This window comes from Cryobacterium sp. TS_SC_7, assembly GCF_056156285.1.
This window is the reverse complement of sequence record NZ_CM149589.1, coordinates 1,166,102-1,184,736: the sequence shown is the minus strand read 5'-3', so window position 1 is coordinate 1,184,736 and position 18,635 is coordinate 1,166,102. Positions and strand designations below refer to the sequence as shown.

Annotated in this window: 16 protein-coding genes, 1 tRNA gene, 1 other RNA gene and 1 pseudogene; 13 read left to right on the top strand and 6 right to left on the bottom strand. The window is 66.8% G+C overall.

Translation table 11 applies throughout. From position 1 onward, the window contains the following. Positions 1–47: 47 nt before the first annotated feature. The 6 genes from ftsE (at position 48) to AC0J5J_RS05500 (ending at position 5,498) form a co-directional block, all read left to right on the top strand. Positions 48–1,259: a cell division ATP-binding protein FtsE gene (gene ftsE, locus AC0J5J_RS05525; protein WP_474899910.1), complete on the top strand. Its 1,212-nt coding sequence runs from the start codon at positions 48–50 to the stop codon at positions 1,257–1,259. Continuing rightward, complete coding sequence (ftsX, locus tag AC0J5J_RS05520) at positions 1,256–2,170, top strand: permease-like cell division protein FtsX (protein WP_134424966.1); 915 nt, start codon at positions 1,256–1,258, stop codon at positions 2,168–2,170. The genes ftsE and ftsX overlap by 4 nt, the downstream gene beginning before the upstream one ends. 89 nt (positions 2,171–2,259) lie before the next feature. Continuing rightward, the gene (smpB, locus tag AC0J5J_RS05515; protein ID WP_134362550.1) at positions 2,260–2,736 is read left to right on the top strand and encodes an SsrA-binding protein SmpB; all 477 of its coding nucleotides are present in this window, start codon (positions 2,260–2,262) and stop codon (positions 2,734–2,736) included. Between the two features lie 150 nt (positions 2,737–2,886). Continuing rightward, positions 2,887–3,261, top strand: a transfer-messenger RNA (tmRNA) gene (gene ssrA, locus AC0J5J_RS05510). A 289-nt stretch (positions 3,262–3,550) separates the two neighbouring features. Beyond that, positions 3,551–3,691 carry a hypothetical protein gene (locus AC0J5J_RS05505; protein WP_474899909.1) on the top strand — a complete coding sequence of 47 codons (141 nt, stop codon included), beginning with the start codon at positions 3,551–3,553 and terminating at the stop codon, positions 3,689–3,691. Between the two features lie 82 nt (positions 3,692–3,773). Next, complete coding sequence (locus AC0J5J_RS05500) at positions 3,774–5,498, top strand: SulP family inorganic anion transporter (protein WP_474899908.1); 1,725 nt, start codon at positions 3,774–3,776, stop codon at positions 5,496–5,498. A gap of 13 nt (positions 5,499–5,511) precedes the next feature. Here the strand turns inward: AC0J5J_RS05500 and AC0J5J_RS05495 are convergent, their stop codons facing one another. The 4 genes from AC0J5J_RS05495 to AC0J5J_RS05480 form a co-directional block, all read right to left on the bottom strand. Continuing rightward, positions 5,512–6,675: a globin domain-containing protein gene (locus AC0J5J_RS05495; RefSeq protein ID WP_474899907.1), complete on the bottom strand. Its 1,164-nt coding sequence runs from the start codon at positions 6,673–6,675 to the stop codon at positions 5,512–5,514. Positions 6,676–6,744: 69 nt separating this feature from the next. Beyond that, a complete protein-coding gene (locus AC0J5J_RS05490) occupies positions 6,745–7,215 on the bottom strand; it encodes an RrF2 family transcriptional regulator (protein WP_474899906.1) in 471 nt (156 codons plus the stop codon). Between the two features lie 38 nt (positions 7,216–7,253). After that, on the bottom strand, positions 7,254–7,739 hold the full coding sequence (locus AC0J5J_RS05485) for a septum formation family protein (protein ID WP_474899905.1): 486 nt from the start codon (positions 7,737–7,739) through the stop codon (positions 7,254–7,256). A 102-nt stretch (positions 7,740–7,841) separates the two neighbouring features. Further along, positions 7,842–8,696: an inositol monophosphatase family protein gene (locus AC0J5J_RS05480; protein ID WP_134424960.1), complete on the bottom strand. Its 855-nt coding sequence runs from the start codon at positions 8,694–8,696 to the stop codon at positions 7,842–7,844. Positions 8,697–8,819: 123 nt separating this feature from the next. On the opposite strand from AC0J5J_RS05480, the gene AC0J5J_RS05475 reads away from it, so the two are divergent. The 4 genes and pseudogenes from AC0J5J_RS05475 to AC0J5J_RS05460 all read left to right on the top strand — a co-directional run bounded on the left by AC0J5J_RS05475 (position 8,820) and on the right by AC0J5J_RS05460 (position 11,852). Continuing rightward, positions 8,820–8,895, top strand: a tRNA-Lys gene (locus tag AC0J5J_RS05475). Between the two features lie 459 nt (positions 8,896–9,354). Further along, positions 9,355–9,504, top strand: a pseudogene (locus AC0J5J_RS05470) (DapH/DapD/GlmU-related protein); the annotation flags it as partial. Between the two features lie 127 nt (positions 9,505–9,631). Then, positions 9,632–11,083, top strand: a complete 1,452-nt coding sequence (locus AC0J5J_RS05465) for a DUF222 domain-containing protein (protein WP_474899904.1) — start codon at positions 9,632–9,634, stop codon at positions 11,081–11,083. Positions 11,084–11,339: 256 nt separating this feature from the next. Beyond that, positions 11,340–11,852 (top strand): mycothiol transferase, encoded by a 513-nt coding sequence (locus AC0J5J_RS05460; RefSeq protein ID WP_474899903.1) that lies wholly within the window; start codon positions 11,340–11,342, stop codon positions 11,850–11,852. Between the two features lie 49 nt (positions 11,853–11,901). Here AC0J5J_RS05460 and AC0J5J_RS05455 read toward each other — a convergent pair whose 3' ends face one another. After that, positions 11,902–12,612, bottom strand: a complete 711-nt coding sequence (locus tag AC0J5J_RS05455) for a response regulator (RefSeq protein WP_474899902.1) — start codon at positions 12,610–12,612, stop codon at positions 11,902–11,904. After that, entirely contained in the window at positions 12,605–14,287 is a 1,683-nt protein-coding gene (locus AC0J5J_RS05450) for a sensor histidine kinase (protein ID WP_474899901.1), read from the bottom strand. Before AC0J5J_RS05450 ends, AC0J5J_RS05455 begins: the two co-directional genes overlap by 8 nt. 165 nt (positions 14,288–14,452) lie before the next feature. Between AC0J5J_RS05450 and AC0J5J_RS05445 the strand changes: the two genes are divergently transcribed. The 3 genes from AC0J5J_RS05445 to AC0J5J_RS05435 all read left to right on the top strand — a co-directional run bounded on the left by AC0J5J_RS05445 (position 14,453) and on the right by AC0J5J_RS05435 (position 18,635). Next, positions 14,453–15,832, top strand: a complete 1,380-nt coding sequence (locus tag AC0J5J_RS05445) for a cation:dicarboxylate symporter family transporter (protein ID WP_134424954.1) — start codon at positions 14,453–14,455, stop codon at positions 15,830–15,832. A gap of 365 nt (positions 15,833–16,197) precedes the next feature. Continuing rightward, on the top strand, positions 16,198–17,907 hold the full coding sequence (locus AC0J5J_RS05440) for a glycosyltransferase family 2 protein (RefSeq protein WP_474899900.1): 1,710 nt from the start codon (positions 16,198–16,200) through the stop codon (positions 17,905–17,907). Then, positions 17,904–18,635, top strand: a complete 732-nt coding sequence (locus AC0J5J_RS05435; protein WP_134424952.1) for an HlyD family efflux transporter periplasmic adaptor subunit — start codon at positions 17,904–17,906, stop codon at positions 18,633–18,635. Before AC0J5J_RS05440 ends, AC0J5J_RS05435 begins: the two co-directional genes overlap by 4 nt.

The following is an 18,635-nucleotide window of genomic DNA, read 5'->3' as shown; positions in this document are numbered from 1 at the left end:
ATGTCGGAGTAGGAATTATCAGGATGCCTGCTTAGGCTCAAGGGGCCATGATTCGTTTTGACACCATCACCAAGAAGTATCCGGGAACGAACCGACCGGCACTGGACGCGATCAGCGTCGAGGTGCTGCGCGGAGAGTTCGTCTTTCTCGTCGGTGCTTCCGGCTCGGGGAAGTCCACCTGCCTGCGCCTGGTGCTGAAGGAGGACCGGCCCACCAGCGGCAGCATTCACGTGCTCGGCCAGGACCTCAAGTCGATCTCCAACCGCAAGGTGCCGTACTTCCGGCGCAACATGGGCGTGGTCTTCCAGGACTTCCGGCTGCTGCCGAACAAGAGCGTCTTCGACAATGTCGCGTTCAGCCTGCAGGTCATCGGCAAGTCGCGCGGTTTCATCCAGGAAGCCGTGCCCGACACCCTGGAGATGGTCGGCCTGGCCGAGAAGGCCCTGCGCCTGCCGCACGAACTCTCCGGCGGTGAGCAGCAGCGCGTGGCGATCGCCCGCGCCATCGTCAACAAGCCGCAGATCCTGCTGGCCGACGAGCCCACCGGAAACCTCGACCCCACCACCAGCGCCGGCATCATGGCCCTGCTCGAGCGCATCAACGCCGGCGGCACGACCGTGATCATGGCCACCCACGAGGCCGGCATCGTCGACCAGATGCAGCGCCGCGTGATCGAACTCGTCGGCGGACGCATCGTGCGCGACGAACGCCAGGGCGGCTACGCCACCGCGGCCATCCCGACCGTGGCGGCCGGCACCGGCCGACGCTCGGCCCGGTCGGCGCCCAGCGGCACGTCCAGCGTCGCGCCCGCGGCTCCGGCCCCGGCATCCGTGTTCGCCCCGGCTCCTGCTCCGGCTACGACTCCTGCACCGCCTCCTGCTCCGGCTCCTGCTCCCGCTTCCGTGAACGCGACCGCCGCCGCCGAGGTTCTCCCGGCCGACCATCCGCCGCTCACCTTCCCCGCGGTGCCCGTACGTGCCCCGGAGCTCGCACCTGCGCCTGCGCCTGCCCCGCTCCCGGCCCTGGACACCACGGTCGAACCGGCACCCGTCGACGCTGACGACACCCAGGACGCAAAGACGGATGTCGCCGACGACGCCCCGGTGAGCGACCTCAGCCGCGCCATGACCCGCCCCGTCGTTCCGATCACCCAGCACGACGTGCCGGAGCAGCTGACCCTGGCCGAGAAGCTCGGGCTGCGTGCGCCGGGCGAGAAACCGGACCAGACCGGCGAACAGAATGTAGGACCTACCCGATGAGACTCGGACTCGTGCTCTCCGAAGCCGCCAACGGCCTGCGCCGCAACGCCTCCATGGTCGTCTCCGTGGTGCTCGTGACCTTCATCTCGTTGACCTTCGTCGGCGCCGCGATCCTGATGCAGATGCAGATCGGCCAGATGAAGAATTTCTGGTACGACCGCGCTCAGGTGGGCATCTACATGTGCACCACCATCTCCTCCGGCGAAACGTGCACGGCGGGCGAGGCCACTCCCGAGCAGATCGACACGGTCAAGGCGCAACTCGAATCGCCCACCCTGTCGCCGTTCATCGACAAGTACTACTTCGAGACCCATGACCAGGCTTTCGAGAACTTCAAGAAGCAGTTCGCCGACAACCCCGTCGTCGACTACGTCACAGCGGACCAGCTGAACGAGACGTTCTGGGTCAACCTCGACGACCCGTCCCAATCGGATGTGCTTGTGGAAGGTCTGTCCGGAATTGCCGGCGTGGAGAATGTGGCTGACCAGCGCAAATACCTGGACCAGATCTTCTCGGTGCTCAACGTGGCCAGTTACACCGCGATCGGCATCGCCGCGCTGATGCTCGTGGCGGCCGCCCTGCTGATCGCCACCACCATCCGTCTCTCCGCGTTCTCCAGGCGGCGTGAGCTGGGCATCATGCGGCTTGTCGGCGCATCGAACCGGTTCATTCAAACGCCCTTCATCCTGGAGGGAGTCTTCGCGGCCCTGCTCGGATCACTGCTGGCGGGGGGCGCGGTTCTCGGCGGCGTGTACTGGTTCGTGCAGGGCTATCTGGGTGATCGTCTGACCAACTTCTCGCTCGTCGGCATGCAGGACGCCCTGGTGGTTGTACCCATCCTGCTGGTTGTCGGCGCGGTCCTGGCCGCGTTCTCCGCGCAATTCGCCATCACGCGCTATCTGAAGGTCTGACCCAGCCCGCTCGCCTCGCCCCCAGTGCGCGCTAGACTGATGGGCTGGTCGGCATCGCGTCGGACACACACCGAGTTGAGGAGCATGCCGTGCCCAGGGAAATAGGCGAGAAGGTCGTTTCGACCAATCGCAAGGCACGCCACGATTACCTCATCGAGGAGACCTACGAGGCCGGAATGGTGCTCAGCGGCACCGAGGTGAAGTCGCTCCGGGCCGGACGGGCTTCGCTCGTCGACGGCTATGCCTTCATCGAGAACGGCGAGATCTGGCTCGACGCCGTGCACATCCAGGAGTACGTCGCCGGCACGTGGACCAACCATCCGCCGCGGCGCAAGCGCAAGCTCCTGATGCACAAGCAGGAGATCATCAAGATCAGCCACAAGACCAAAGAGGGCGGCTACACGCTCGTTCCCCTGCGGCTGTATTTCAAGAACGGCAATGCCAAAGTGGAGATCGCGGTCGCGAAGGGCAAGAAGGAATACGACAAGCGCCAGACGCTGCGCGAGCGTCAGGACAAACGCGAGTCCGACCGGGCCATCTCCGCCCGCAAGAACCTGGGCGACTAGCCTTCCAGGCCTGGTCTGTTGTAGACTAAGGGGCTGTACGAAACGGTCGATCAGATCGGGCCGTGCAGAAGGCAACTCAGTAGATTGACAACTCAACAGCGTGTGACAGTAACCCACTTGATTGCCGGAATGAAGGCAGTGAGTGCACATGGGGATGATCGGTTTCGACATTGCCTGCGCAATTATGAGAAGCGGGTCGAGGATGCAGGGTTATCTCGTAAACGATCTCTGCAAAACAATAAGTGCCAAATCAAACCGCACTGACTTCGCCCTCGCTGCCTAAGCGAGCGCACTAAGAAGTCCGCCAGACCGGGAATGCTCTCTACCCGGATCCTGACGTCATTTAGAGAGATTGCTCCTACTCTGAGCCGCGGGGTGTAGGGGGACTTGAACGAGGGCTGGGCTCGTCGGATCAGATGCCAGTGGCAAGTTCCGGGGCCGAGTAGAACGATTTCACTGGATACACCCGTAGAAGGCATATGACCACAGCAGTGGACCGGGGTTCAATTCCCCGCATCTCCACCATCGGTTGCTGTCACACCTATTGAGCGAAAGCCCGCAATCCTCGTGATTGCGGGCTTTTTTCGTTACCCGTACATCTTCCCCGACTGCTGCAGGCCGACCTTCGAGCGGGCGCGAGCGGCACGTTCGCCGACGGCGACGGATGGCTCCGGGTCGTGTGTGCCGTGCCGTGCCTGATCCACGCGGTGACCATTGTTCTCGGCACAGTCTTCCTGCTCCGTGCTCTGCGCGGGATCGCGCAGGCGCGCCCCTTCGACTCCTTCGGCTCACCAACTGGCGCCGTTTCAGCGTCGTGCTGCGCGCCGGCGGAGTGCTGCACGGTCTGGCCGATACGGTCGCGACCGTCTATCTCGCCTCGGGGATCGGCCTGCTCTTCGGTAGCGGGCGGGTCTCCAGTGAACCGCAGGAGCTGTTCTCGATCCGTGCGCAGTAGCAGGCCACTGATGGGGGCGGCATGACGGCCAGCCGCAGACGCGACCGCCCGGATGTACCAAGATAGGGCCGGGAGGAAGTGCATGGCGGCTGGCTGGGTGAAGAAGTGGGTGCCGGGTGTCGATACCGCGCTCAACTACCGGCGCGCGTGGCTGATCCCCGACCTCAGGGCGGGACTCGTGCTGACCGCACTCCTCATCCCGGTGGGCATCGGTTATGCCAAGGTGGCGGGTCTCCCTCCGGAGACCGGCTTGTACGCCACAATCATTCCCCTGGCCGCCTACGCTCTATTCGGTCCCTCGCGCGTGCTGGTGCTCGGCCCCGACTCCGCGCTGGCGCCCATCATCGCCGCCGTGATCCTGCCGCTCGCCCTCGGCGACGGCGACCGGGCGGTGGCGCTGGCCGGTCTGCTGGCGATCATGGTCGGCCTGATCCTCCTGCTGGGCGGACTGCTGCGCCTCGGTTTCGTGACCGACCTGCTGTCCAGGCCGATCCGGGTCGGCTATCTGAACGCCCTCGGGCTGCTCGTGATCCTGTCGCAGTTGCCGGCGCTCCTGGGCTTCTCGATCGACTCGGAGACGCCGTTCAGTGATGTGGTGGCCATCGTCTCCGGTGTCATCGACGGCCAGATCGATCAGACCGCCCTGCTCTTCGGCCTCGGGTCGCTGTCCATCATCGTCGGACTGTCCTGGGGCAAATCACGCATTCCGGGCGTGCTCGTAGCGGTTGTGCTGGCCACAGCCCTGACCGCTTTCCTCGGGCTGCAGGACGAACTGCCCGTGGTCGGGGCGATGCCGCAGGGACTGCCGGCGCCGGCACTCGGCGGCCTGGTCTGGGCGGATGTGGCGGCGCTGGCCCTCCCCGCCCTCGGCGTGGCCCTGATCGCCTTCGCCGACACCGCCGTGCTGTCGCGCACGTTCGCCGCACGGCGCGGCGAGACCGTCGACGGCAGCCAGGAGATGGCCGCCATCGGCCTGGCGAACGTGGCGGGCGGCCTGTTCGGCGGCTTCGCCATCTCAGGGTCGTCGTCGCGCACCCCCGTCGCGGAGAACGCGGGGTCACGCACGCAACTCACCGGCGTCGTCGGGGCGGTGCTGATCGTGCTGTTCATGCTGCTCGTACCCGGCCTCACCGTCTTCCTGCCGTCGGCGACCATCGCCGCGGTCGTCATCGTCGCCGTCGCCGGGCTGATTGACGTGACAGGGTTCATCGCGCTGGTGCGGATGAACAAAGTGGATGCCGCGCTGTCGCTCGCCTCCTTCCTCGGCGTTCTGGTGGTGGGCGTGATCGAGGGCATCGGGGTGGCGATCGCACTGTCGCTCGGAGCGTTCGTGAGCCACTCCTGGCGACCCTACCGGGCTGAACTCGGGCGCATCCACGGGCAGCGCGGGTATCACGACCTGTCCCGGCACCCGGAGGGCGAACGGTTGCCGGGTATCGCCATCGTGCGCTTCGACGCGCCCCTCTTCTTCGCCAACGGCGGCATCTTCGACGACTACGTGCGTCGCGTCGTCACCGAGGCCGGCAGCGATGTGCACACGGTCATCCTGGCGGCCGAGCCGATCACCGACATCGACACGACCGCCGTGGAGGAACTGCTCGAACTCGATGACTTTCTCGCCTCACGCGGGATCACCCTGATCTTCGCCGAGATGAAGGGTCCCGTGAAAGACCACCTGCGCGACTACGGTCTGGCCCGACGGTTCCCGCCGGAACGGTTCGCGGACACCGTCGGCGAGGCCGTCGACGAGGCGACCGGCACCCTGCGCGGGGACCTCGAGGGCACCGAATGGGAGAACGAAGCCTGACGCCCGGCCTGGGTCAGACGCCGGCGAGCCAGAGGTCAGGGCCGAAGATCTCATAGTGGATGCGATCGGCCGGCACGCCGGACCCCAGCGCCTGGGAGCGCAGGCTGCGCATGAACGGGAGCGGACCGCAAAGGTAGACCGAGGCATCCTCGGGGATCGTCACGTTCTCCAGAGACATGAAGCCCTCGTGATGGCCCTCGCTCGGTGTTTCCAACCAGAGTTCCAGCTCGGCCGTCTCCAGGAGGGCAATGTCTTCGCTCATCTGGTCCCGCAAAGCCCAACGCTCGAGGTTGCTCTCGGCATGCAGCACGAGCACTTCGCGCTTCGAGCCGCTGTCCACCAGCGAGCGCAGGATCGACGCGCTCGGCGTGCACCCGATTCCGGCCGAGGCCAGGATCAGCGGACCGGTGCCCTGATCGAGGGTCACGTCGCCGCACGGCACAGAGAGGTTCAGGGTGTCGCCGACCTGCACGTCACGGTGCAGCACGGGGGAGACCTCGCCGTCGGCGTCGAGCTTGGTGGTGAAGACGCGGGTCGTTGCCGTGCCGGCGGAGAGGGAGTACTGGCGCACCTGGCGGATTCCGTCGGGCATGGTGGCCGTGACGCTCACGTACTGGCCCGGCAGGGCGGGCGTCACGGGGGTGTCGTCGGCCGGCTCGAGGGTGAACGTCACAGCGTCGGTGCCGGCGGCCTCTTTCTTCACGACGACCCAGGGCGCGAGCGGCCGGTCGCTGGCGAGGCCGGAGTAGAGACCCTTCTCCATCTTGATCAGGGCGTGGGCCATCAGCCAGTAGACCTCGGTCCAGGCGCCGGCGATCTCGGCCGTGATGACGTCGCTGAGCTCCTCGGCGATGGCCTCGAAGAGGTACTTGTAGACAATGTCATACTGCTCGGGCTGGATATCGAGCGAGATGTGCTTGTGCGCGATGCGGGAGAGCATGGCCTCCGGCGTGGTGTCGGGGTTCTGCACCAGGTAGGTTGCGAAGACGGCGATGCTGCCGGCCAACGCCTGCTGCTGCGATCCGTTCTTCTGGTTGGACCGGCTGAACAAGCCGTCGAAGAGCTCGGGGTGGGCGGTCAACATCCTGCTGTAGAAGTTCTTCGCGATCTCGGGCATACGCTCGCCCACGAGGGGCAGAGTCGCTTCGATGAGGGGCAGTGACTGGGTGGAAAGCATGCGGACTCCAAGCTATTGGGGGACGCTCAAAAGTAGCATTTATAATGCTAATTACCCGATCTGACCGCATTACCCCTGATCGGGGCGGCGTGGCGGCATGGTCGGCGTCGGCAGGGGAACCAGAACCGGCCCGGGGAAGCCGACGTGGGGGAGTTCAGAGATCACGATGTCGTCGAGCTCTGCGTAGAACGCCTCCCGGGCCCGGCGCAGGGCCGTGCGCAGCCCACAGCCCAGGTGGAGCGGGCAGTCGCCGTGGGGCGTTTCGCAGTCGGCCACGTCGGCGCGGGTGTCGAGTCGGCGCAGCAGCCAGCCCACCGTCGCCGCGCGGCCGGCCGGGCTGATGCGCACGCCGCCGGTGCGCCCACGCACCGACTCGACCAGTCCCAGCTCGCGCAGGCGGATGATGGCCTTGCTGACGTGGGTGTACGGAGTGTCCACCGCCTCGGCGATGATGCGGGAAGTCTGCAGGTCGCCCTCGGGGAGGGTCGCCAGAAACATGAGCGCCCGCAGCGAGACGTCCGAGAAGGCGTTGATCCTCATGGACTAACAGTACGGCCGCCGACCGCGGTGCCGCGCGGTCAGCGTGCTGCGCCGGCCAGAGTGCCGGTCACGGGGCCGGCCGGGTCGGTGATCAGGCAGGAGACGTCGGGGCCGGCTCCACCCCAGCTCTGCTCGGTCGGTGTCAGATAGGCGAAATCGAGCGAGGACGAGCGGTAGTCGATCAGGGCGAACTCCGCGAACCGGGACTCGCAGCCTGATTCGGCCGCTGCGGTCACCGAGTCGTCGCCGGGGAAGGCGTCGCCCGGTACCTTGAACCGGCCGAAGACCTCGAAGTCGTGGCTGTCGGCACAGTCGACGACCGGAACGGTCGAGGCGGTCGCGTCCAGTCCCTCCCAGGCCTCGCGCAGGCAATCCCCGACCAGCAGGGTCGACACCTCGGTGACCTGGCCGAGAGCGGAGGCCGGCACGGGCGTCACGCTCCGCACCGGGGTCGGCAGCATGTCTCCGATCACGCTGCAGCCGCTGAGGGCGCCGGTCATCACGCCGGCCGTCAGGACCAGCATCAGCGACCTGACGCCGGGACGAGGGCGCACGGGGGAACGCCGGCGAGCAGGCTGGCGGGCCGACGAGCGGGCAAGCGGCGAGGGCATGGGGTGGGAACTCGGTTAGCGCGCCGGCAGGGTGGGGGGCGCCGCGGCATCCGTTGTCGGAGCTGCCCCGCAAAGGACCTGCAGTGCCGGCTCGTGCAGCAGGCCGTTGGTGGCCAGCGCGCTGCCGTGCCAGGGGCCGGACTGGCCGTCGGCCGAGGTGAACCGGCCACCTGCCTCCTGCACGATGGGGGCGAGGGCGGCCATGTCGTAGGGCTGCAGGTCGTATTCCGCGACGATGTCGAGGAGCCCCTCGGCGAGGAGCATATACGACCACATGTCGCCGTAGGCACGGGTGCGCCAGACCTGACGGGACAGCGTGACGAGCTCGTCGAGGTGTCCGGTCTGGTCCCACTGCTGGATGCTGTTGTAGCTGAGTGAAGCGTCGGCGAGCTCGGCGACACCGGACACCTGCAGTCGCACGGGGGCGGCGCCGGGAGTGCGCTCATCGGTCATCCAGGCGCCGCCACCGGAGCGGGCCCACCAGCGTTTGCCGAGGGCGGGGGAGCTGACCACTCCCACCACCGGGATGCCGTCGACGGCAAGGGCGATGAGGGTGCCCCAGATCGGGATGCCGCGGAGGAAGCCGGCGGTGCCGTCGATCGGATCGATGATCCACTGGCGCACGCTCGTGCCCTCGGTGCCGAATTCCTCGCCGAGGATACCGTCGGCCGGGCGGCGTTCGGCCAAAGCCGTGCGGATGGCACGCTCGACGGCCTGGTCGGCATCCGTCACCGGGGTGCGGTCGGGTTTGGTCGTCACGACGAGGTCCATCGCGGTGAACCGGTCACGCGAAATCGCATCGGCCAGATCGGCGAGCTCGATCGCTTGCAGAAGGTCGTCGTCGAGGGAGTAATTCTGAGTCTGGGTCACAGTCCAAGACTAGTAATTCTGGCGCGACTCACCGGTTTGTGCCTCGATTGGCGCCGGGGGCAATCCGGCTGTTAGTATCTAGAGTCGGTTCGGGTCGCCCCGGATCGGAGAGAAAAAGAATAAGCACCTCTAGCTCAATTGGCAGAGCAACTGACTCTTAATCAGTGGGTTCCCGGTTCAAGTCCGGGGGGGTGCACCATCAGGAAAAGGCCAGGCCCGTTGCAAACGGGACCCGGCCTTTTTTGTACTCGCTAGCCTGATTTGCAGTCCACAGAACCTTCAGCGTAAGGCGGAAAAAATCAGATCTGCACGAGCCACTAAGGACAGGTCCCACGCGGTTCGAATCTGGCACGATGTCATAGTCAATTGGCTCCTGGCATCGCCCCTGATCATCAATGGGGCGCATCGGTCTCGGCTGCTCAGCCTTGCCGGGATGAACGTCAGAGGTTCCCGAGTGTTGAAAGGGGTCTCGTTCGGATCCAGGATGGTCGTTCTGAAGCCCGGCGCCTTCGTGAATGAGGGCTGCTACTTCGACGGGAATGAGCGCGTGGTCATCGGGCGCGCGGCTGTGGCCCAGGGTGTGCGATTCGTCACGAGCACCCATGAGATCGGACCAAGCGAGTTCCGAGTCGGGCCGCTGGTGACCAAGCCCATCCATGTCGGCGATGGAGCCTGGATCGGTGCCTTCGCCACCATTCTGCCCGGTGTCACGATCGGCAATGGGGCCATCGTGGCCGCCGGCAGCGTGGTGACCAGGGACGTTGAGCCCAACACCGTCCATGGTGGCGTGCCGGCTCGACTGATCAGGTCGCTGGAGGGCTAGCTGACCCGGTGATCGAACAAGCCTCGCCGAGATAGAACGGAACTTCGAAAAAACATTGACAAATAGGTGACAGACTCTCGACTACACCTACTATTCCTGGTATTCTCGAATCATGACCACCACCGCAGACGACCTCAGACAGGCAACGGATGCCGTCGCCCGCCTGGGCTCCTCCTGCGCCGACTACGAGGCTCTTCCCGACGCCGAAGTGCTGGCCGGTCAGAGGCAGATCGCGGCAGCCCGGCGGCTTCTCGACACCCGCTCGGCGTGGATGGCCGCGACCATCGCCCGTCGCTCCCGGCCCGAGCTCGGCCACTCCGGCCTGGCCGCGCAGCAGGGGTTCCTCTCACCCGAGGCACTCATCCAGACGGTGACCGGGTCGACGAAGAACGACGCGTTCAAGCTCGTCGCGGTCGGCCTGATGATGGCCGATGCTGAAGCAGCGGAGAAACGCGTCGAGGCAGCCGTGGAGTCGCCCGACAGCGATCCCGGTCTTGTCGCGGCGTTCGTCGCGAAGGTTCCGTGGCAGGCGCCGATCGCCCGGGCGGTCACCGCCGGCAGCCTCTCGGTCGATGCGGCTGAGTCGATCCGTTCCGGCCTCGGCGAGATCGATGCCGCGGTCACCGCCGAGAGGCTCGGCACCGCCCTCGAGTCCCTCCTTGTCGAGGCCGCGTCACTGAACGCAGATCAGGTCTTCAAACTCGCACGGCGGATGCGCGACCAGCTCGACGAGGCCGGCATCGCCGACCGGGAGAAGCAGGCTCACGACGACCGGTTCCTGCGCGTGTACCGGCTCGGCAACGGCAAGGTGCGCCTGCACGGGCTCTTCGCTCCGGAAGACGGCGAGTTCGTGCTCTCGACTTTCGACTCCGTGACCAGCCCGCGCCGTGGTGGCGTGCGCTTCGTCGACAAGGAGAAGGCCGCCTGGGCCAAGCGCGTCCAGGATGACCCCCGCAGCACGGAGCAGATCGCCGCCGACGCCCTGGTGCAGCTGCTGAAGATTGCCGGTGAGGCCGACCAGGGCCGCGTCTTCGGCGGCCGCCGCCCCTCGGTGCGGGTGCTCGTCACCGAGAAGGCCGTGAAGTCGGGCCAGCCAGGCACCCCGGGGGCCGCCACTGCTCGCGAATCCGCCGCCCACGGGCAGATCGAGGGCAACCCCGTCCCGATCTCGCAGGAGACCATCGACCGGTTGCTCTGCGACACCGGAACCCGCGGCATCCAGGTCGACGACACCGGCCAGATCATCAACGTCGGCCGTGACCAACGCCTCTTCACCGAAGCGCAGCGCGCCGCGATGGGGGTCCGCGACGGGGGCTGCCGGTGGGTCGACTGCGATAGATCGCCCGCGTGGACCGAAGCGCATCACATCAACGAATGGTTGAAAGACAACGGCTACACCGACCTCGCCGACGGAGTGCTGCTCTGTCACCCGCACCACCTGTTGCTGCACAACCAGCACTGGAGCATCATCCGCACCGGCAACGACTACTGGCTCCGGCCACCGGTCGAGGTCGACCCGGAGCAGATCCTCATCGCGCTGCCGAGCAAGCGGGCGACGCTGTAGGAGTTGGTGTCTGGTGTCTGGTGTCTGGTGTCTGGTCTCTGGTCTCTGGTCTCGACAAGCTCGACCTCCGGGTGGGTCTCGACGGGCTCGACCTCCGGGTGGGTCTCGACGGGCTCGACCGCCGGGTGGGTCTCGACGGGCTCGACCTCCGGGTGGGTCTCGACGGGCTCGACCACCGGCCGGGGCTATTCTGTCTGCGGTGCCACCGAGGTGGCACGAACGAGGCCAGTCGAGACACGAGACGTGAGGAGAACGGATGCTGTCGAGCTACCTGATCGCCGAAGCCTACGGACACATCCGGGGCATTGTGCATGTCGTGCTCGAGGATGCCGACGAGCAGCTGCTGACCTTCCGCCCCGACCCGGAGGCGAACAGCATCGCATGGCTGATCTGGCACCTGACCCGGGTGCAGGATGACCACCTGTCCGAGATCATGAACGAGGAGCAGCTCTGGGAGAGCGCCGGCTGGGCTGACAGGTTCGCGCTCCCATTCGACCGAGCGGCCACCGGCTACGGGCAAACCGCTGAGGAGGTTGGGCAGGTGCGCGCTGACGCATCCGTTCTGGCCGGATACTACGACGCCGTGCACTCCCGCACCGTCGCCTGGCTGCCGACTCTCACCGCGGCAGATTTCTCCCGCATCGTCGACACCCGGTGGACCCCGCCGGTCACCCTAGCGGTGCGCCTGATCAGCGTTCTCGCCGACGATCTGCAACATGCCGGCCAGGCTGCCTACGTGCGTGGGCTCGCGGAACGGGCAGGGCGGTGAGAGCACTCGCGGGGATACATGTGGGGAGACACGCGGCCGACGGGTCCGGTCACTGCGTCAGCCGCTTCCAGGCATACTCGTTCTCCGGCCGACCCGGTGTTCCGTAGCGAGGCGACCGGTCCAGCGACCCGGTGTCGGCCAGATGCTCCAGGTAGCGCCTGGCCGTCACCCGCGAGATTCCCAGCTGTTCCATGACCTCACTGGAGGAGACCGGGGCGGTCTGCAGCTTGAGGAACTCGATCACCGCGCCGAGGGTGCCCTCCGACAATCCCTTCGGCCGGGGCAGTTCGGTGGGCGTGCGCAGGCTGGCAAAGGCGTGATCCACATCGGTCTGGCTGGTCACCACGGACTGGCTGCCCAGCTGCTTCCGGAACTCCCGGTACTGCACCAGCTTCTGCGCGAATGTCGCATACGTGAACGGTTTGATCAGGTACTGCACGATCCCGGCCGCGACGGCACCCCGCACGATCTGCAGTTCGCGCACCGCCGTGATGGCGATGATGTCCGTGGTCAGGCCGGCCGCGCGCATCCGTCGGCTCACGTCGAGGCCATGCAGATCCGGCAAGGTCATATCCATCAGCACAAGGTCGATGGGCGTGCCGGCGGATGCGGCGGCGGTGAGGGCGCGCAGCGCGGAGTGGCCGTTCCCGGCCGTGCCCGCGTGCACGAATCCGGTCAGACGACCGAGATAGGCCGCGTGAGCCTCGGCCGCGATGGCTTCGTCTTCGACGACGAGCACACGGATGTCCCGGTCAGCCATGGAAGCCCGTCGTCCTCGTCGCGAGGCCGGGTTCGTCCGCCGCGCGGGACGGCGCCGGCTGCCAGGGGAGGGTGACCGTGAACACGGCCCCGTCGCGGCGGCTGATGCCCAGGCTGCCGCCGAGCCGGTTCACGGTCTGCCGCACCAACGCGAGGCCGAGGCCTCGGCCGAAGGTGCCGGGTTCCTTGGTGCTGTAGCCACGACGGAGGATGTCGGTCACGGCGTCCGGGGCGACGCCGGGCCCGGAATCGGCCACCTCGATCACCACCGCTGTGCCGGTGGACGTCACCGCGAGGTGTACCCGGCGAGGAGCCTCCCCGCCGGCGGCAGCGTCCAGCGCGTTGTCGACCAGGTTGCCCACGACCGTGACCAGGTCCTGTGCCGACAGTCCTGACTCGGCGAGCGTGCCCGCGGCCTCGACCGTGAGCAGCACCCCCAATTCGCTGGCCTGGGCGAACTTGCCCATCAGCAGGGCGCTGAGCACGGGCTCGTCGACCGAGTCGATCATGTCGTCGGTGAGCTGCTGGCTGAGCTCCAGGTCCTGGGTGGCGAAATCGAGGGCTTCGGCGCCACGACCGAGCTCCATCAGGGAAACGATGGTGTGCAGGCGGTTGGCGTGCTCATGAGTCTGGGCGCGGAGGGCATCCGAGAGCGTGCGCATCAACCGCAGCTCGCTGTCGAGCGACTGCAGGTCGGTGTGGTCGCGGATCGTGGCAACCCAGCCCATCGGAGCGGGTTTGGTTCGACCGCTGCCCGGTTTCAGCGCCGGCTGCTGGCTGACGACCAGCACGCGCTCGTCGGTGACGTAGATCTCGTCCAGGGCCGGACGGCCGCTCTGCAGCAGGTCGCTGAGGGCCGGCGGAAGGTTCAACCGGTCCAGGCTCTGGGTGGTGGTCGCGACGACGGACGCCCGTTCTGCGCCCATGGGGCGTGGCGGCAGGCCGAGCAGCCGGGCGGCCTGATCGTTGTACAGCACGACCTCCCCGGTCAGGCCGACCAGCACGAGACCCTCCCGCACGGAGTGCAGCACGGAGTCGTAGTACACGAAGAGTTGGGCGAGCTGCTCGGGACCCCAGCCGAGCGTGACCCGGCTGAGGTAGCGGCCGAGGAACCACGCGGCGACCGTGCCGGCGGCCAGCAGGATCAGGGCCACGCCGAGCACGGCCGGCAGGCGCGCGCTCAGGGCGATGGACAGGTTGCTCGTCTTGACCCCCGCGGCCACCAGAGCGAGCACCGTGCCATCGTCGTCGGTGACCGGCACGACGGCCCGCACCGACGGCCCCAGGGTGCCGGTGGTCACCTCCGTGAACGCCTCCCCGGACAGGGCCGGCTCGACGGCACCGATATAGGGCTGGCCGATCTCCGACTCGGTCGGGTGGGTCCAGCGGGTGCGGTCGGGCGACATGATCGTGATGAAGTCGAGGGCGGCATCCGCCGTGACGGCCAGGGCGTAGGGCTGCAGCACCGCACTGGGATCGGCCGTGCGGCTGGCGTCCTGCACGAGGGGGTTGTCGGCAATGGTGCTGGCGACCGACAGCATCCGTTCCTCGGCCGCCACGAAGCCGCGGTCTCGGGCGTCGACGAACGCTGCGGTGCCCACGAACACGGTCATCGCGATGATGAACAGGGCGTTCGCCAGAAACAGGCGGCGCGCGATGCTCCAGCCTGGCCCCATTGCATCCTTCTCTCGCGTGCACACCGTGGTGCTGCGGCCGGTCGTGACCAATATGACCGCAACAGTGACGCGGGCGCTTCGGTCGACCAGTGTGAAATGCACCACGGATGGCCCGGACGCACCAGCGCCCCACCCCAGCCTAGTTACTAGACAAAGGAGTCTTTTATGGCGTCACTGCCTCCCGCTCGTGTCGACAAGTCCACGAAAAAGTTGGACAAGTCCCACTACCTGTACATGGCGGTCATCGTCGCCGTGATTCTCGGCGTCGTCGTCGGGCTGCTCTTCGGCGGCAAGGACGGCTTCGCCGTCTCGCTCAAACCGCTCGGCGACATCTTCATCGCGCTGATCAAGATGATGATCTCGCCGATCATCTTCTGCACCATCGTCCTCGGCATCGGATCCATCGCGAAGGCGGCCACGGTCGGCAGGATCGGCGGGTTGGCCCTCGGCTACTTCCTGATCATGTCCACCTTCGCCCTCGCGATCGGTCTCTTCGTGGGCAACCTGGTCAAGCCGGGCGCGGGGCTGGACCTCAACGCGACCGCGTTCGTGCCGCCGGAGGCAGCGGAGACGAACTTCTTCCTCGGCATCATCCCCACCACCCTGTTCTCGTCGCTGACCGCCGGCAACATCCTGCAGACTCTGCTTGTCGCCCTGATCGCCGGCTTCGCCCTGCAGAAGATGGGTCCGGCCGGCAAGCCGATCCTCGAAGGCATCGCGCACGTGCAGGCCCTGGTCTTCCGCATCCTGATCATGGTGATGTGGCTCGCGCCGATCGGTGCCTTCGGCGCCATCGCCGCCGTCGTCGGCGCGACCGGTATCCAGGCTGTGATCAGCTTGTTCACCCTGATGGGTGCTTTCTACGCGACCTGCATCCTCTTCATCGTGGTCATCCTGGGCGGGCTGCTCAAACTGGTCACCGGCGTCAACATCTTCAAGCTGATGCGTTACCTCGGTCGTGAATACCTGCTGATCTTCTCGACGTCCTCCTCCGAGGCGGCCCTGCCGCGGCTGATCGCCAAGATGGAGCACCTGGGCGTCTCCAAACCCGTCGTGGGCGTCACGGTCCCCACCGGCTACTCCTTCAACCTCGACGGCACGGCGATCTACCTGACCATGGCTTCGCTGTTCATCGCCACGGCCATGGGTCAGCCGCTCGCCCTGGGGGAGCAGATCGGGCTCCTCGCCTTCATGATCATCGCCTCCAAGGGTGCCGCCGGCGTGTCCGGTGCCGGCATCGCGACCCTCGCCGCCGGACTGCAGGCCCACGCTCCGCAGCTGCTCGACGGGGTCGGCTTCATCGTGGGGATCGACCGGTTCATGTCCGAGGCCCGCGCACTCACGAACTTCACCGGTAACGCCGTGGCCACCGTGCTGATCGGTTCCTGGACCAAGGAGATCGACCGTGATCAGGTCGACCGCGTGCTCAGCCGGGAGGAACCGTTCGACGAGACCACCATGATCGCCCACCACCACACGCCGAGCGCCGCCGAGACGGCGGCCACGACGGAGAAGGCCGCCCAGACGGCGGCGCTCACGGTCTGATCCTGCTCCGGCACGGATGTCCGCGGCGCAGGTTGTGGAAGTGGGCGCACGTTCTATCGTGCGCCGGCTTCCACAACCTGCGCCGCGAATGCGTTAACCTGCGCGGTGGGAGTTAACCGAAACGAAACCTGAGCGTCACCCGCACCGGCTGAACCAGCCCTTATCGTTGCCGTAACCCGCTGCGGGTCGCCACCCTCTTCACCGCAGCACCCCGAGCGCCGACGACGCCGCACGGTGCGTGTCCGCACGCCGGAGAGCCCCTACCTCCGGCCACCGCGAGTCACCCGCCCCCGCCGGAGTCGCCACGCGTCGTCTTCCGGCCTACCCGCAGCGCCCGTCTCCTCTTCCCCGAAAGAGAACACCGAATGACGACCCTTCATTCGCGGCCGCAGCTTTCTGCGCCCCCGCTCGAGATCGAAGCCCCGCACCCGGCCGCAACCTCCGACCTGGCCCCTGCCTCCTCAGCGGTGCTCCGGCCGGAACCGTCCCTGCTCGCCCGGCCGCCGGACCCCGGCCGGGCCCAGTCACCCTCGCTGGTGATGCTCGTGCTGATCGCGACCCTCGGCATTCTCGCCTACGCGAATTTCCTGCTCAACCCGTCCAACCGCGGAGACTGGCTGCCCTACTCGATGGTGCTCCTCGCCGAATCGATCCTGATCGTGCAGGCACTGCTGTCAATGTGGACGATTCTGTCCGCCTCCAGGGACCCGCGTGACTTCGCCTTCCACCTGGCGAGGGAGAGCCTGTTCCGTTCGAGGGAGATCGCCCGCGATGGATTCTCGATGGCTCCCCACCGCTGGGCGATGTACCTCGGCGACGCCCCGATCACGGTGGACGTGTTCATCACCACCTACGGAGAAGACCCGGCGGTCATCCGTCGCACGGTCACCGCCGCGGTCGCCCTTCGCGGTGCGCACACGACCTGGGTGCTCGACGACGGACGCTCCGACGCGGTACGCGAGCTGGCAGCCGAGGCCGGGGCGCGCTATCTGCGACGCCTGAGCAGCAACGGGGCGAAGGCCGGCAACGTGAACCATGCGCTGGCGTTGAGCAAGGGCGACTTCTTCGTGATCTTCGACGCCGACTTCGTGCCCGACCCCGAATTCCTGGTCGAGACCGTTCCGTTCTTCACGGATGCCTCGGTCGCCTTCGTGCAGACACCGCAGTCCTACGGCAACCTGCACACGGTCATCTCCCGTGGCGCCGCGTACATGCAGTCAGTCTTCTACCGCTTCATCCAGCCCGGCCGCAACAGGTTCAACGCGGCCTTCTGCGTGGGTACCAACGTGATCCTGCGCCGCACCGCCATCGACGACGTGCACGGGCTCTACACCGGGTCGAAGTCGGAAGACGTGTGGACGACCCTGATGCTGCACGAACGGGGCTGGCACACCATTTTCATCCCCCAGGTGCTGGCCGTCGGCGCCGCCCCGGAGTCGGTGGAGGCCTACACCAAGCAGCAACTACGCTGGGCGACCGGCGGGTTCGAAATCCTGTTCCAGCACAACCCGCTGAGCTTCCGGCGCCGGCTCACCCTCGACCAGCGGTTGCAATATCTCGTCACGGGCACGTTCTACTTCACCGGCATCTGCCCGCTGCTGCTGCTGCTCGTGCCGCCGCTGGAGATCTTCTTCGATCTGCGCCCGATGAACCTCAGCACGACGGTGTTCACCTGGCTGCTCTACTACGCCGGCTTCTACGTGATGCAGATCCTGCTGGCCTTCTACACGATGGGATCGTTCCGTTGGGAGACGCTCATGCTCGCCACGGCATCCTTCCCCATCTACGTGGCTGCGCTGGTCAATGTGCTCGTCGGTCGGGAGCAGAAATGGAGTGCCACGGGCGACCGGTCACGGGCCAGTTCGCCATTCAATTTCATGATTCCGCAGGTGTTGTTCTTCGTCTTCCTGCTGCTCACCTCGGTCGTCGCCATCTGGCGGGATGTGGGGAACGGCGTGCCGACCCTGGCCATGGCGTGGAACGTGACCAACACCATCGTGCTGGGCAGCTTCGTCGTTGCGGCCGCCCGCGAGGCCCGGCTGCAGCGCCGCGCCGGCAGGGCGGTGATCCGATGACGTGGCAGAGCCGACTCAAGCTGGTCGTCGGGCTGATCGGCGTGTTCGTGCTCGTGGCGGGGCTGACCCTCGTGTTCAATCAACGCCAGGCTCAGGCCACCAGCCGGTCGGCCGCCATCGAGGCGGAGCGGTTCCCGGTGGGCACCGACTACGGCGGCACCGTGCTCGAACGTTTCGTCAGCGAGAACGAGCGCGTGCTCGCCGGCCAGCCCCTCTTCACCCTGCAGAGTGCCAGCCTGCAGGCCGACCTGGCCGAGGGCCTGATCAAGGCGAACACCATCGCCTATTCGGTGACGACGGATGGCGTGATCACCCTCACCGCAGCCGTCACCGGAACCGTCTCGGACATCACGACCGAGCGCGGCTCCTTCGTTCAGGCCGGCCAGGTCCTGGCCACTGTCGACCGGGAGGGTTCGCTGTTCGTTTCGGCGGAGTACGTTCTGTCGAGCCGGGACTACTCCAGGATCGAGGAGGGCGCAGAGGTGGACATCCTGTTGCCGAACCAGCGGATGGTGCGCGGCACCGTGGAATCCCTCGACGTGGAGACCCAACTCGGCCAGGCCAGGACCCTGGTGCGCGTGACCAGCACCGGGCTCAGAGATGGTGAGGACAACGGCCTGGTGGCCCGCGGAACGCCGGTGACCGCGCGACTGCTGCTGCGGGACGACGGGATTCTCGCCGGGGTCGGCGACGGTTTCGTCGACTTTCTGCGCAAGATCGGACTCTGA